Annotated in this window: 15 protein-coding genes and 6 pseudogenes; 4 read left to right on the forward strand and 17 right to left on the reverse strand. The window is 32.6% G+C overall.

The genetic code is table 11. From position 1 onward, the window contains the following. Positions 1 to 40: 40 nt before the first annotated feature. Positions 41 to 1048 carry a deaminase gene (locus AC0L5U_RS14745; protein ID WP_473418303.1) on the forward strand — a complete coding sequence of 336 codons (1008 nt, stop codon included), beginning with the start codon at positions 41 to 43 and terminating at the stop codon, positions 1046 to 1048. 101 nt (positions 1049 to 1149) lie between these two features. Continuing rightward, positions 1150 to 1335, forward strand: a complete 186-nt coding sequence (locus AC0L5U_RS14750) for a hypothetical protein (RefSeq protein WP_473417207.1) — start codon at positions 1150 to 1152, stop codon at positions 1333 to 1335. Between the two features lie 106 nt (positions 1336 to 1441). On the opposite strand, the gene AC0L5U_RS14755 is transcribed toward AC0L5U_RS14750, so the two are convergent. The 5 genes from AC0L5U_RS14755 to AC0L5U_RS14775 form a co-directional block, all read right to left on the reverse strand. After that, complete coding sequence (locus AC0L5U_RS14755) at positions 1442 to 1885, reverse strand: hypothetical protein (protein WP_473417208.1); 444 nt, start codon at positions 1883 to 1885, stop codon at positions 1442 to 1444. 292 nt (positions 1886 to 2177) lie between these two features. Further along, positions 2178 to 2402, reverse strand: a complete 225-nt coding sequence (locus AC0L5U_RS14760; protein WP_473418347.1) for a hypothetical protein — start codon at positions 2400 to 2402, stop codon at positions 2178 to 2180. After that, on the reverse strand, positions 2300 to 2647 hold the full coding sequence (locus AC0L5U_RS14765) for a ubiquitination-like system serine protease family protein (RefSeq protein ID WP_473417209.1): 348 nt from the start codon (positions 2645 to 2647) through the stop codon (positions 2300 to 2302). The genes AC0L5U_RS14760 and AC0L5U_RS14765 overlap by 103 nt, the downstream gene beginning before the upstream one ends. Continuing rightward, on the reverse strand, positions 2613 to 3773 hold the full coding sequence (locus tag AC0L5U_RS14770; protein ID WP_473417210.1) for a ThiF family adenylyltransferase: 1161 nt from the start codon (positions 3771 to 3773) through the stop codon (positions 2613 to 2615). The genes AC0L5U_RS14765 and AC0L5U_RS14770 overlap by 35 nt, the downstream gene beginning before the upstream one ends. Then, positions 3748 to 4410 carry a multiubiquitin domain-containing protein gene (locus AC0L5U_RS14775; protein ID WP_473417212.1) on the reverse strand — a complete coding sequence of 221 codons (663 nt, stop codon included), beginning with the start codon at positions 4408 to 4410 and terminating at the stop codon, positions 3748 to 3750. The genes AC0L5U_RS14770 and AC0L5U_RS14775 overlap by 26 nt, the downstream gene beginning before the upstream one ends. Positions 4411 to 4903: 493 nt before the next feature. On the opposite strand from AC0L5U_RS14775, the pseudogene AC0L5U_RS14780 reads away from it, so the two are divergent. Next, positions 4904 to 5188: pseudogene (locus tag AC0L5U_RS14780) on the forward strand (helix-turn-helix transcriptional regulator); the annotation flags it as partial. Beyond that, on the forward strand, positions 5178 to 5705 hold the full coding sequence (locus AC0L5U_RS14785) for an ImmA/IrrE family metallo-endopeptidase (protein WP_473417213.1): 528 nt from the start codon (positions 5178 to 5180) through the stop codon (positions 5703 to 5705). The pseudogene AC0L5U_RS14780 and the gene AC0L5U_RS14785, both read left to right, overlap by 11 nt. Positions 5706 to 5789: 84 nt before the next feature. Here the strand turns inward: AC0L5U_RS14785 and AC0L5U_RS14790 are convergent, their stop codons facing one another. The 12 genes and pseudogenes from AC0L5U_RS14790 to hemE form a co-directional block, all read right to left on the reverse strand. Beyond that, complete coding sequence (locus tag AC0L5U_RS14790) at positions 5790 to 6983, reverse strand: recombinase family protein (RefSeq protein ID WP_473418304.1); 1194 nt, start codon at positions 6981 to 6983, stop codon at positions 5790 to 5792. Then, positions 6972 to 7372, reverse strand: a pseudogene (locus AC0L5U_RS14795) (recombinase family protein); the annotation flags it as partial. The gene AC0L5U_RS14790 and the pseudogene AC0L5U_RS14795, both read right to left, overlap by 12 nt. A 65-nt stretch (positions 7373 to 7437) precedes the next feature. Next, positions 7438 to 7797: pseudogene (locus AC0L5U_RS14800) on the reverse strand (3'-5' exonuclease family protein); the annotation flags it as partial. After that, positions 7790 to 8938 (reverse strand): serine hydrolase domain-containing protein, encoded by a 1149-nt coding sequence (locus tag AC0L5U_RS14805; protein ID WP_473417214.1) that lies wholly within the window; start codon positions 8936 to 8938, stop codon positions 7790 to 7792. The gene AC0L5U_RS14805 and the pseudogene AC0L5U_RS14800, both read right to left, overlap by 8 nt. A gap of 61 nt (positions 8939 to 8999) precedes the next feature. After that, entirely contained in the window at positions 9000 to 9473 is a 474-nt protein-coding gene (locus AC0L5U_RS14810) for a methylated-DNA--[protein]-cysteine S-methyltransferase (protein ID WP_473417216.1), read from the reverse strand. Further along, positions 9473 to 10557 (reverse strand): annotated as a pseudogene (locus AC0L5U_RS14815) (CNNM domain-containing protein). Before AC0L5U_RS14815 ends, AC0L5U_RS14810 begins: the two are co-directional and overlap by 1 nt. 26 nt (positions 10558 to 10583) lie before the next feature. Beyond that, a pseudogene (hemB, locus tag AC0L5U_RS14820) lies at positions 10584 to 11572 on the reverse strand (porphobilinogen synthase). Between the two features lie 78 nt (positions 11573 to 11650). After that, positions 11651 to 12551, reverse strand: a pseudogene (gene hemF / locus AC0L5U_RS14825) (oxygen-dependent coproporphyrinogen oxidase). Next, on the reverse strand, positions 12551 to 12844 hold the full coding sequence (locus AC0L5U_RS14830) for a GNAT family N-acetyltransferase (RefSeq protein WP_473418305.1): 294 nt from the start codon (positions 12842 to 12844) through the stop codon (positions 12551 to 12553). Before AC0L5U_RS14830 ends, hemF begins: the two are co-directional and overlap by 1 nt. A gap of 38 nt (positions 12845 to 12882) precedes the next feature. Continuing rightward, a complete protein-coding gene (locus AC0L5U_RS14835; protein WP_473417217.1) occupies positions 12883 to 13092 on the reverse strand; it encodes a hypothetical protein in 210 nt (69 codons plus the stop codon). Then, entirely contained in the window at positions 13082 to 13840 is a 759-nt protein-coding gene (locus AC0L5U_RS14840; protein ID WP_473417218.1) for an EI24 domain-containing protein, read from the reverse strand. The genes AC0L5U_RS14835 and AC0L5U_RS14840 overlap by 11 nt, the downstream gene beginning before the upstream one ends. 178 nt (positions 13841 to 14018) lie before the next feature. Further along, positions 14019 to 15044: a uroporphyrinogen decarboxylase gene (gene hemE / locus AC0L5U_RS14845; RefSeq protein ID WP_473417219.1), complete on the reverse strand. Its 1026-nt coding sequence runs from the start codon at positions 15042 to 15044 to the stop codon at positions 14019 to 14021. Between the last annotated feature and the right edge of the window lie 3 nt (positions 15045 to 15047).

A 15047-nucleotide genomic window follows, 5' to 3' on the forward strand; every position in this document is an offset into this window, starting at 1 on the left:
TAAAGTTGAGTCTCAAAGAATTTGTTATATAATAGATTCTATTAAACACACAAGTGAACTTTCTACTTTTAGAGATGTTTATCAAGGAGTCTTTTACCTTTTAAGTATTTATACACCTTTAAAAGAAAGAATTAATAATTTATCATATCCCGATATAACAATAAATGAAGCCGAAAAATTAATAGCAATTGATCAATTTGAAAACCTTCCTAACAAGAATGGTCAGCAAGTTAGAAAAGTATTTGTTGATGCTGATTTCTTTATTAGAGTTGAAGAGAGTACAAAGTCTGATATTCAAAAGAAAATAGATAGATATGTAAATTTAATCTTTGAATACGGTATTGAAACGCCCACAATAAAAGAAAGAGCTATGTATGAAGCTAAATCTGCATCAGTTAACTCAGCATGTTTGTCTCGACAAGTAGGTGCTTCTATAATTAGTAAAACAGGAGAATTAATATCTACTGGTTGGAACGATGTTCCAAAATATAAAGGTGACTTATATACAAGTGATGACGTTAATGATAATAGATGTTTCAATCATGGGAAATGTTTTAATGATTACAATAAATCTCTTATAAAAAAGTACATAAAAAGTGAGTTTGAAGATAAAATTATTGAAGAAAATTCAGAAGACATTAATAGTGTTAAAGATAAAATCACTACCTTATTGGACGAAACATTAGAAGATTCGTCTATTAAATCTTTGATTGAATTTTCTAGATCTGTACATGCAGAAATGCATGCTATTATTAATGCAGGTAAACTAAATGGTGAAAAAATTAGAGGAGGAACACTTTTTTGCACTACGTATCCTTGTCATAATTGTGCTAGACATATAATCGCAGCTGGTATAGAAAAAGTATATTATATAGAGCCCTATATTAAAAGTAAAGCTCCTGAACTCCATAATGATTCTATAACAGAAAATGAAAACGAACACAATAAAGTACAAATACTTTTGTTTGATGGTGTATCTCCTAGAAGGTATCTTAGTTTTTTCAAAATGACTCAAGAAAGAAAAAGAAAATGGAAAAACCATAGATAAATTGAAAAAGAAAGGTGAAATATATCCAACAAATAGTATACCTTTGAAATCTCTTTTCATATTAGAAACAAAGGCAGCTGAAAGGGTAAAAGAAAAACAAAATGGGTAAAAACAACAAAGGGAAAGTAATTAAACTAGTTGTGCCTAAAGAGGTTGACGACAAAAAAGAAACTAATCTTTCTGAAGGTGTTAACGTTATTGATATCCGTAAAAGTCAGATAGATAAAATGATTGACGATTTAGCATCTATTAATAAACGAGATGAGGAAGATTTATTGGAAATGTAAATAATATTTAATCAATAATCAAAAACCACTCAAATGAGTGGTTTTTTTATGTCTATTTATTTGATTGATGCACAATCCATTTAGATTATATAGTAGAAATCTAAAATTAAGAATGTATTTTATTTAAAAGTTTTTTAAGATAAGTTTTAGGAATAATTGAATATGCTTCACCAACATATATGTATGTAACAAATTGTTTTGAACCTTTTCTTATGATATTAACATCTTTATCATTAAGTACGTGTTCATTCATTGATACATTTAAATCTACTGTCTTTTCAGTCTTTGGAGCTGATTGAATTTCAGATACTTTATCAAAAAAGTATAACATTTTCTCTTTATTCTCAAAGTTAACACTAATAATTTCATCTATATGGCTATATCTTTCATCTTGAAACATAAAAATAACACCATCACCATTTGAAGTCGTTTGAATTATTTGGTCACCCGATTTGTAATAGGTTTTTATTGGTTTTGAAGAGGTGATTTCTTGAGATTGTGATACAAAATAAGCTGTAGTTAATAAAATAGTTAAGATTAATTTTTTCATGATATGATTCTGTTCTACCATAAGGTTCTTTAGGTAGTTTTTAAGGTTAATAATAAAAGAAGGCGTGAACCTCTGACTAACGTTTATGCTATACGAGGTATCTGGAAACACCTTAAAGACAATAAACAGCAAAAGTAACACGCCCAAAAGACGCATTGACTCAACTGTTTCCTCTTTAATTCAAATTTTCCAGATTTTCGTATAGGGAAACAATTAGCAACGCTAATTTTTATATTTTAATTTTTCTTATGTAATCATTTATGTTGAATTTTATATTGTGTAAATATATATATTAAAACTTATTCAGGAAACCCAAAAAAACCAACAGTTTGTCCCATATTGTACTTGTCTTTTTTTCTTGAACTTCAGGTTTACTATCATCTGATTTTAAAGAATTTTCTTTTGATGCTTCACTCATATAGTAAGAATCAAGTTCTTCTTTATCGTATTTTCTTTTAAGTTCAACTTGCTCATCAGACCAGTTATCTGACCAAATAACTTCCCCTTTTTTATCCAATAATGAGAACGACAATTATAACTCCAATTTCCTATTGATGGACTCAAACTAATAGTTCTACCATTATATGTTAGTTCCCAACCCGTAGGTGAGAGAGGAGTATTTACCTCCTCTCCACATCCACAGGCACATAAATGAATTACTGTATTATATTCAGTAGAAATATAAACTATACCTTCCTCAATTTCGTCAGGCATAAATTCAACAAACTTATGCTGCATCATCATTAAAAACAGCGTTAACATTTACTGAATATGTACTATGAAGTTCTGACCTTGAGTCATTTAAGAATCCATAGTACTTTTTCCACTTCATAATTGCAAATAAAGCATTGAGATCGTTTAAATCAGCTATTTGGATGTTAGTAGAGTAATCATCCTCTTCGTTATCTACAAAGCTTATAATACCCTCATACATGTGTTTTCTATGCTCAGGTGTACTTAATGATGTCCTAACAATTCCCATTAACTGATTTGCTTCTCTTTCAATTCCTAAACCACAATCTATAAAGGGAATATTTAGTTCTTCAAGTTTCTTGAAAACCATGGGTTTTACACTTCCTTTATCAATAGCTATGAAAACAAAGTCTAAACCATTTAACAAACCTAAGTTTGTTTGATTTAAGAATTTTGGATGAGGTGTGATGTATTTATGCATTTTACCATACAACTCCGCTAAATAATTCACCTTGAACTCTCCTAAATCTATTACTTCTTTGGTTGTAGCACTTGGACTTCTAAAGGCATTATGTTGTTTAAAAATATCACCATCAAATAGATGTATTTCAGAAACAAGTGTTTTAGCTACCTTGTCTAGTATATATGAACCAGTTCCACCAAGTCCAATAATCCCTATTTTCAGTCCTGACAACTTTTGGTTTATAGCATCTATTTCTGCCTTTGAAGAGTTTGTGTCACTATAATGTAATACCGATTCTTTCGATTTTGACTCTATTATTCTTCCTGTTCTGGCTGTAGCTTCAGGATAAAGCTTTTGAGCTTGATTAGAAAGAATCTTAACATAGGTAACCATTTTTTCATAATAGTTTGGGTAGAGAGGAGTAGGTTTGTGTGAAAACATATGATTAACAATTACATCGTAACCCAAATCTCTATTACTACTATTATTAATTAAATTGTTCATCGAATTGCCATTATAGTCACAAGGTGTTTCACCTATAAAACTTACAACATGGTCATTGGGTCTTGGAGAAGGTACGTTAGAAACTAACGTACCGTTCAACAATTCCTTTTTCGAGTTCAAATAAGGAACATCGTGAATTAAAAGTAAACTTCCTTTTATTTCCACAACGTAGTCATCACTACATAGGTCCTTAACATCCTTACTATGATTTATCTGTTCTGGTGACATTGAATATCATTTTATTATTAACAGAAATCACATCCCCTTTAAGCATACTGCCCTCTGGTTTACTTGGAACACCCTTTATGTAATTTACGGTATAAATTATATTTGGGTTATTTGAGATTGAATTATATGCAAGTATCACTACCTCATCAAAAGATATTTTTGGTTTAGTCCATTCTTTTGGTTTAGCATTAACAATTACACATTCGATTTCAACCTCAATCTTACAGGTTACAAAACACGACTTTTTAGTAATAGCTATCTTGTGTTCTACATCGTCTTTATAAGAAACCTCAACACCACCTCTTCTTATTTCTATAAGAGAAAAGATATCAGAATCTATACCAGCGGCATCCATAACTTCTAAAGGGGTCATGAAACACTCCTCAACTTCAATATCTTTATCATCTACTTTAATAAGAGTAGGTTTATACATTGAAGCTTTAAAACCTTCAATACCGACCTTTTTAAGGTTAACCTCTTCATTTAACTGAATCGGTACAAACCCTTTCTCATTGACTTTGTATAACAACTCGTAATCTTCTTCTGGAATTAGACCTGCTTTATTTAATATTTCCTTGCCAGTGATTTCAGGTTCACTGGATTCAAACCTCTTCTTGTTTACTTTATAGTGGTACATATCCTACTAATTTTGTATTAATAAAAAAACTTAAAAGCCGTTGCTTTCCATTAACCCCAAACAATGGCTAGAGTGAATTACCTTTATGTGATAAAGGTGTTAATTGAGGTATTTTAATTTTGATTTAAGAGTTACTTGTTTCGGTTAATTAGTTACAAAACAAGGTAAATCACCAGATTTGGTAGTTTTAATAAGAATATGTACCTTTGTACCTCCTACAGTTCAAGGGTTTTTGGGTTAACTAGACCCAAAAAATTCTTAAAAATCAAAAATCGGGTGGTAAATCTACCTGATTTTTTTGTTTCTGGTCCATCCAGAAATCATTTACCGACAAAGATAAGGAAAAATATAATACAAGCAAAAAATATAAAATATTCCTTAATAATGTTTGTTAAATTGACATTTTATATTATCTTTGTGACGACAATATGACGGACACCACTCAAAAACTTTGTAACTCGATAGGGGCTAATATCAAGAAGCTAAGAAGAAAAAGAAAGTTGGTCAAGTAGCACTTGCAAAACAAATTTATCTTAGTAGGTCTTCTCTATCCAATATTGAGATTGGAAATCAACAACCTACTTTAAAGGCTATATATGAAATAGCAATTGCTCTCAAATGTGAAATCTCTGATATTTTACCTACCACATCAGAATATCAGTCTCTTGTTGATAATATAGATAGTGAATTAATTGAACTATTAAACAAATCTACAAATTCAAACAATACTAAGACTATTGACGTTCTAAAAGAAATCTTATCCAAAAATGAGAAATAAGGAAATAGATAAGTTAACAGAAAAACTGTTGATAAATCACGGTTTATTGAAGACTCCTGTAAAGACTTCTAAGCTTGCTAAATCTCTTGGGATACAAGTTGAATATCAAGATTTAGATGATGAGGTGTCTGGCTTTTTAGTGAGAAAAAACAATAATGATATTATTGGTGTGAATGAAGGTCATCCAGAAACCAGACAACGATTTACTATTTCACATGAAATAGGTCATTATATGTTACATATAAAACATCAATCGTTATTTGTTGATTATCATCGAGGAGGGAAGTTATTTAGAAAAAGTAGTAGTGGGTCAAATTATAATTGGGAAAGAGAAGCAAATAGATTTGCTGCTTCTTTGTTGATGCCTGAGGTATTAATTTCTGAAGAAATTAAAAAGCTTCCAGATGATTTGGATTATGACAATAAATGTAGAAAGTTAAGTAATCGATTTAAAGTTAGTGAACAAGCTATGGATTATAGACTTATAGCTCTTGGTTACTCTGACTACGGTTATTAACTGTCTACTACAATTTACGTGTCGTTTTCTTTGATTTAATCAACTTTTAGGTCGATTTTTATCTTCTTAAAACAAAGTGCTTTCTTATTTAAGACCACGTACATTTGGGTCAATGTAGCTCATTTTAGGGTCTGATAAAATAGAATCATAATTAACTTCATTATGTATCATCATTTCTAATTCATCATCACTTAAAAGATTAGTGATTTTTACTCCAGTCGTAAAAGGGCTTTTAAAAACCATTTTATTTAAACCTTTGTTTTTCCTGTTAGCCCAACCTATTTTAGATGGACTTAATTTTGGAATTGTATACTTAACAACACCATTAATGTTAATAGAAATAAAGTCGTCAGATACTTCAACCTCATCTAAAATGTCTTGTATTTGTACTTTGTATGTTTTTAAGTCGTCACTAAAATGTTGTGGTTTCGACTTTAAAGCCAGTTTATAGGAATCATTTTTTGATATACATTCTTTTAACTTTTCTTCAATGCTATCTAATTCGGTCTCCAGCTTTTTATTGAGTCTTAAATAGATAAATTCTTTAACTTCATTTGTTATGTATTTTTCATAATTATTGACAAGCGCATCTTCATTCCTTATTTTCTTGCTCTTTAAATCTAAAATGTATTGTTGGTTTTCTTCAATTTTTTTATTTAAATCATGTTTAAATTCTTCATCATTTAGATGTTTAGTGTGTTTATCTATAACATATCTAATCATTTCATATAACCATGGTCTATTAACTGAAGTTGAATTAGAACATGATTTACTACATTTGAACATATTAGACCTTCCTTTCTTAATGACAACTTGATACATTGGATTATCACAATTGTAACATACAATTTTACCCTCAACAATATTCTCATTCACACGATATCTTTTTGTGAAGTTCTTTCTACTAAGTAAAAAATCGTTTGCCTTATCCCAACTTTCTTTGTCAATAATCTCATCAACTTGTATTGTCTCACCCAAGTACTTTCTCTCTCCTTTATAAAACGGGTTTTTTATAATTCCACTAATGGTTTTAGAATTTATTGAGCGTCCAAATTCAGATTCGATTGTTTTTGATATAAAGTATAAACTTGTTTTTTCAGAGGCTAGCTCGTACATTCTTCTGACCATTGGTGCTTCATCTTCATCAATTATAGGTCTACCATCATTCCCCTTTTTGTAACCAGTTATCTTATCACTAAAAGCTAAGCCTTTTCTAGCACTATTGAGTAGTCCAGATTTTATTCTTGAGGCTAATAGTCTAGTTTCATTCTCGGCCATTGTTCCAAGAATAGATATAATTAGATTTGACTCAAAGCTTTTATTACCGTCTTTGTCTAAAGTGGATTTATCTAGGTCTTTAAAGTGAATGTTTATACCTAATAAATGGAATTCTTCAATTGTATTTTGAACTTCAAAACTCTTTCTCCTAATCTTGAAACTTCATGTACTAAAATGTGTTTTACATCTTTTTTATTATTCAGATATTCTTTTAGTTTGTTAAACCCTTTTCTTTCATTAATACCTGATTTAGAAGCTGAAATAACATCTTGAAAGTGCTTTACAATTTTGAAATTTTTGGTTTGAGCATATTCTTCCAGTTCCTTTTCTTGTCTTCCTATATCTTGATTTTTAGAAGATACTCTGACATAAGCTACAGCTAAATCCATTATATTCAATTATAAGTTAAATATAATACAAAAATTTTATGTAATATATAAATATATTAGGTTAATTCCTTTCCATTATGGGCACATAATAAATGTTTATTCTGACTAAAATGTGAAATCAATAAGTTTTTAAAATCTTTAAGGATAGTGATTTCATCGCCATAAAAAGTAGTAACTCTAAATTTTCTTAAATCGCCTTGAAAGGTAAAATAACCTACCGAAATACATACAATTTTACCAAATTCTGCCCAAATTCCAGCACGATCATAAAATTCTTCGGCAGTAAAATCATCTTTACGTTGGTATTGAGATTTGTGTTCCCATAGTGCTTGCTTGGTTTCGTCCAAATCAGAAAAATATCGTGTTTCTGGAACGGTTTCAATATCCAGAAATAAAATGTTTTCTAAATGAAGTTTACTAATCATGTTCTAACATTTTATAAGCCTCTTCAATATAAATAGTGATATCATCTGTAAATCTAGCAATAGGATTTCCAGGTCCTTTACGGTGTCCAAGTCTTACAATAATTACATTATCGTTAGGTTCAACAATTACGTATTGCCCCAAGTGACCACGCATCATGAAAAAGTTTTTATTTCCTATGTTTTTAAGCCAAAAACCATACCCATATCTTGGATTTTCAGCAAATCTTGGTCTTATAGATTTTGCTACGAAACTTGAATCGAGTACTTGTTTGCCATTCCATTTTCCGAAGTCTTTATAAAGTTTTCCAAATCGCGCAAAATCTTTAGCATTACTTGAAATAGCGGTAAATGCTTTTGCAAGTCTGTTTTTTTCATCATCTACTTGCCAAAGTGCATCGTGCGCCATACCCATGGGTTGCCAAAAACTTTCGGAAAGGTAGTTGGCTAATTTTCTCCCTGTTGCTTTTTGGATGACCATGCCCAATAATTGTGTGTTCCCACTTTTGTAATTAAAAGCTTTTCCTGGAGTACCAGTTATTTTCCTATCTAACATAACCTCTGCCAAATTAGAACTGTAATTTGCTTTTGCAGTAATAGAAAATGGGTTTTTGTAATGCTCTACCCAATCTAAACCTGACGCCATAGATGCTAAATCCCCTACTGTAGTTTTAGCTCCAGAAAACTCAGAGTAGAAATCACTCAATGGTTGGTTTAAATCTTTGATATAACCTTCTTTAATGGCTTTACCTAACAAAGCACAGGTAATGCTTTTTGCCATTGAAAATGAATTGGTCTTAGAGTTTTCGTTAAAACCATCATAGTAATTTTCAAACCAAATACTATCATTTTTTATGATGAGGTAAGCAATTGTACCTAATGCTTTATTGGTTCCTTGAAGTTTTTTGGTTTCTGATACTGAGTTATATGCTTTATGTTTTAGCCAGTCATCAGTATGTTTTCCTTTTTTAATGGTATCATTCTCAAAATAGGGATAGTCATCAATAAAAGCTGTTGTGTGGCCTGTAAAATAAACAATTCGTACACCCCTTAAAATATAACCATATCCAAAAATATAAAGTAAAAGAATTATGCATGCAAGGCTAATTACAAACCACTTTACTGTTTTTTTTAATGATTTCATCTGTGTACAATTAAACGTACATAAAGATAGGGATTAAAGTTGAACCTTTAATTTCTTATTTCTAGAAAAGCGATAATTGCTTGTATGGGTTCTCATGATCTAGAAGCCACTTTTTTCTGGGAAGCCCCCCAGCATAACCAGTAAGTGAGCCATCACTCCCTATAACACGATGACATGGAACTATAATCCAAAGCGGGTTTTTACCATTAGCACTAGCTACTGCTCGAATTGCTTTTACATCACCAATTTGTTTTGACAGCTCTAAGTAAGATGTTGTTTTACCGTAGGGAATTTGTTCAAGGTGACTCCAAACGTTCTTTTGAAAATCGGTCCCTTGAGGATTTAATTTTAAGTTGAATTGTTTACGAGTCCCTTCAAAATACTCATTGAGTTGAATGACACAATCTTCTAATTCTACAGGAATAATATCTGTAATTTTTTCTTCTGAATTAAGAACCGTAACTGAAGCAATACCATCTTCATCCCCAATAATTTTGGTAAATCCTAAAGGCGATTTGATGATACATTCCTCCATTATTCAGAAGTTTTATCTTCTTCAATAAGACCCAATTTTTTAGCGCGAGTTTCCCAGCTTTTTCTAGCAAAATGTTGCAGATCTGAAACGTTATCACTTTCATCCATAATCTCTAATCCAAGTAAGGTTTCTATAACATCTTCCATAGTTACCAAACCACTAACAGAGCCATACTCATCAACCACTAAAGCCATGTGGTTTCTAGATTCAACAAGTTTTTCAAATAAAGTTGGTATTGGGAGATTTCTATCAACAACAATAATATCTCGTTTAATTTCTGACAATTTTTTAGAGTTGTTATCAAGCGCCATTTCTTTGTAAACTTCATCTTTTAAAACCAAACCTGTAATATTATCAGAATCGTTTGTGTAAACTGGAATTCTTGAAAATCTAAGATTCAAATTTCTTTTAAAAAATCTTCAACAGTCACTTTTTCATTTTCAGTTTTCATGACTGTTCGAGGTGTCATCACATCTTTGGCAAAAATCTCTTTGAACGTCAATAAGTTTTTAATGATTTTGCTTTCGTTTTCTTGAAAAACCCCTTCTTCATGAGCCATATCTGTCATTACCAAGAAACCTTCACGACTTAAAACACTTCCATGACCTTTACCACCAATTAATTTAGTTGTGAGTTGAAGTAGCCATAAAATCCCTGTCCATTTTAAAGGAAAAATCAAAATAGTTAACGCTTTTGAAGTGAAATTTGCCAGTTTTTTCCAGTAAGTAGCACCAATGGTTTTTGGAATAATTTCTGAAGCGACTAAAATTAAAAACGTCATAATTGCTGAAACAATACCAACGGTGTTAATACCCAATATATTCCACTCAAAGGGTAGTTTTTCCGCTTCAATACCCACCATCATTGCACCTAAAGTATGCGCAATGGTGTTTAGTGTAAGTATGGCTATTAGTGGTTTATCAACGTCTTTTTTTAGTTTCTCTAAAGTTAAAGCATAGTCTTTACCTTCTTGCTTTTTTACATTTATAAATGTTGGTGTAACACTTAGTAAAACAGCTTCAAGAATAGAACATAAAAAGGAAAAGAAAATAGAAATGGTTGCCCAAAAAATTAATGCGCTCATTAAATAGGTTTTAGTTGATGGCTAATTTACGAAATCAATTTTATAACATCCTTAGCAAAATAAGATGCTATAATATCTGCGCCTGCACGCTTGAAAGCGGTTGTAGTTTCCAGCATGACTTGGTCGTGATCTAACCAACCCTTTTCAGCAGCTGCTTTTATCATAGCATATTCTCCAGATACTTGGTAAACAGCTACAGGCACATCCACTTCATTTTTAATTTCTCTTAAAATATCTAAATATGAAATACCTGGTTTTACCATGACGATATCGGCGCCTTCATCAATATCCATTTCGGTTTCTCTAATGGCTTCAAAACGGTTGCCATAATCCATTTGATAGGTTTTTTTGTCCTTTGGAATATCTTGAATATCTACAGGAGCTGAATCTAGAGCATCTCTAAAAGGGCCATAAAAAGCAGAGGCATATTTAGCTGAATAACTCATAATGCCTGTATTGGTATAACCTTCATCTTCTAGAGCTTCTCGAATGGTTAAAATACGTCCGTCCATCATATCACTAGGCGCCACAAAATCGGCACCAGCCTGTACATGAGAAATACTCATTTCTGCTAAAACTTCAGCAGTTTCATCGTTTATTATTTGTCCGTTTTCAATAATACCGTCGTGTCCGTAAGCCGAATATGGGTCTAGAGCCACATCGGTCATCACTAACATATCAGGGCATGCATTTTTCACGGTTTTAATGGCACGTTGCATCAATCCGTTTGGGTTAAGCGCCTCTGTGCCTTTATTGTCTTTTAAGTTATCAGACACTTTAACAAAAGCAACACCGATTTTAAACCGAGTTTCCAAAGTTCTTTTATTTCGCCTTCTAACAGATCTAAACTGTAACGAAAGTAATTTGGCATTGATGGTATTTCATCTTTTATGCCTTTACCTTCTACCACAAAAAGCGGTACTAAAAAATCGTTAGGTGTGATTATGGTTTCGCGAACTAATGAGCGAATGGCTTCGTTGGTTCTTAATCTTCGGTTTCTTCTTAATGGGAACATAGTTATTATTTTATGTCATTCTGAGTAAAACGAAGAATCTAGGTTTTGAGATTCTTCACTTCGTTCTGAATGACAAAGTTAAACCCAATCTATTGGATTTTTCAATACTTCAATTAATTCTTCTTCTTTACTTCCTTTTTCTGGGTGGTGATCATACACCCATTGCACATGCGGCGGTAAACTCATTAAAATACTTTCAATTCGTCCGTTGGTTTTTAATCCAAACAGCGTGCCTTTATCATGTACTAAATTGAATTCAACATAGCGTCCTCGACGGATTTCTTGCCAATTACGATTAGCTTCTGTATAGCTTAAATCTTTTCGTTTTTCAACAATTGGAGTATAAGCTTCTAAGAAACTATCGCCAACTTCAGTTACAAAGTTATACCAATTTTCCATAGTCATATCGTCTGAAGCTTTACAATAATCGAAAAATAAACCGCCTAAACCTCTGCCTTCGTTTCGGTGTGCGTTGTAAAAGTACTCATCACAGCGTTTTTTATAGGTCGGGTAAAATTCTGGATTGTGCTTATCACAAGCTGTTTTACAGGTTTGATGGAAGTGTTTTGCATCGTCTTCAAACAAGTAATAAGGTGTTAGGTCTTGTCCGCCACCAAACCAGCTATCAATAATATTTCCGTTTTCGTCATACATTTCAAAATAGCGCCAATTCGCATGAACGGTTGGCACCATTGGATTTTTAGGTGCAATACCAAACTTAGACCGCAGGCAAAAAATCGACATCGCCTACTTTAAAATAGGCTTGCATTGATTTTGGTAGTTTTCCATGAACACCTGAAATATTCACACCACCTTTTTCAAAAACATTACCGTTTTCAATAACGCGTGTACGTCCGCCACCACCTTCTGGTCGTTTCCAAATATCTTCTTGAAATTTTGCTTTACCGTCAATAGCTTCCAATTTTGATGTGATGCTATCTTGTAAATTCTGTATATACTGGAAAAATTTATCTTTCATTACTCAATTTCTTTATAAAGTTCATATAGTTCCATGTTTAGAGGCTTTTCTCCTGGAGGTGTAAACTCATTTTTAAGTGTTTTTATCCAAGTAAAATTATTGTTTTCAGCAACTTTTAAACTACCTATATTACTTTTATGAACTATAATTTGCAAAGTTTCTAAACCTAGAGTTTCAAAAGCATAGTCTGATAATAGTTTTACAGCTTCCGTTGTTAAGCCTTTGCCTTCAACATTATAATCGATAGCATAGGCAAATTCGCCTTGTTTTTTAGTCCAATCGACTTCTTTGATGTAAACTAATCCAACTAATTTACGAGATTCTTTTTCTCTTAAAGTGAATAAAAAACCTCTTTAGCTTCAAATTGCTTAATCATTTTTGAGACAAAATGATTTGATAAATCAGGCGTTAAATTTTGCTCTAACGTTTTTGGGAAATAGCGTTTTAATCGGTCTTCATTGGCTACTGCAAAGTTGCAGATATGCCATCCGTCTTTTGGAAGAATAGGGGTTATATAATATGAACTAAAATTAAGCTGCATTTACAGGTTTATTTTTAAGTTGAAGCGCCTCTACTGTTCTTGTTGAAGCAGCTGTAACCGACAACGGCAGCACTAAAATTACACCAATTACCGGGATTAATAAAAACAGAATAAATACAATACCGTTGCCAATGGCTAATCCTCTATGTTTACGTACAAATTGTAAGCTTTCTTTGTATTGAAAATGGCGCTCTAAAGTATAATCCATATTACCAAAGCCAGCATAATAGGCTTGAACCATAAAGAGTAATAGGGTTGAAAAAATGTTGACTACGGGAATAAACTTTAAAAGCAGAATAGGAATAGTAAGCAACAATTCCATGAATAAATTTCTACCATTAATTTTAATCCCTCGCATAAGCTGTTGCATAAAGGTTGTGTCTCTATGCGAATGTGCTGGATTGCCTGTAAAATGTGCTTCAATTTTTTCGGACACAGGACTCATAAATGGTGCTGATAATGCCATTATGATGTGTTTGAAAAGGATGAGACCGATTACCACAATTATTAATCCACCTATAAAATTGCTAATGGACGAAAAAGTGTCTTTTCCCCAATCCCAAATCCATATTTTTGAAATGAATCCACCAATATTATCAGATAATCCGTAAGCTGAACCAAAAACAACGATGGCTGTTATGAAGCTTATGAGCATAGGAATAGCAAAATACTTCCAGAGTTTTAATTTTGAAATTAAGCTGAAAGCACCGAAGTATGCTTTAATTCCTGAAATGATGTTTTTAATCATGACGCTAGTTTTGCGTTAGGGATTGAGGCATTTGTTGAAGCTCTCCCGATTTTTTTATCGGGAAGCGACTGCCGAAAGCCCGAACTACTTTTTTACAACGATAAGTAGATTTTTGAAACCTAATGTTACATAAAAAAGTAGGTAACCTGCCTACCGACAGGCAGACGCCCAAAATATTTTAATTTCCGTATTCCTTAACGGCATCGATAAACGCCTTGGCATTATCCAAGCCAATGTTGGGTAAAATACCGTGGCCAAGGTTTACGATGTATTTGTCTTTACCAAAATCGTTAATCATTTGGTGTACCATTTTCTTGATTTCTGCGGGTGGCGAAAACAGACGGGTAGGGTCGAAATTTCCTTGTAGCGTAATGTTTCCACCAGTTAAATAACGAGCGTTTTGGGCAGAACATGTCCAGTCTACACCTAAAGCCGAAGCACCAGATTTTGCCATTTCGCCAAGGGCAAACCAGCAGCCTTTTCCGAAAGCGATAACAGGTGCATCGTCTTTTAAAGCATCAATGATTTGTTGGATATATTGCCACGAAAATTCTTGATAATCGACTGGAGAAAGCATGCCTCCCCAAGAATCGAAAACCTGCACAGCGTTACAACCTGCTTTTACTTTTTCTTTTAGATAAGCAATAGTGGTGTCTGTGATTTTTTGTAATAATTGGTGTGCTGCAATAGGGTTAGTAAAGCAAAATTCTTTGGCTTTATCGAAGTTTTTACTGCCTTGTCCTTGCACGCAATAGCATAAAATGGTCCATGGCGAACCAGCAAATCCTATTAACGGAATTTCATCGTTAAGTTTTTCTTTGGTTGCTTTTATGGCTTCGTAAACGTAGCTCAGACTGTCTTTTACGTCTGGAACAATTACGTTATCTACATCTTTTTGAGAGCGCACAGGATTTGGTAAATACGGGCCAAAATTTGGTTTCATTTGCACCTCAATATTCATAGCTTGCGGAATGACCAAAATATCACAGAATAAAATAGCGGCGTCCATTCCGTATCTGCGGATGGGTTGCACGGTAATTTCACTAGCTAATTCTGGGGTTTGGCAGCGGGTAAAGAAATCGTATTTTGCCTTAATTTCCATGAATTCTGGAAGGTAGCGACCTGCTTGACGCATCATCCATACTGGTGGACGGTTAACGGTTTCTCCTTTTAATGCTCTTAAAAATAAATCGTTCTTTATCATATC

This window comes from Jejuia sp. G7-7 (assembly GCF_055808955.1).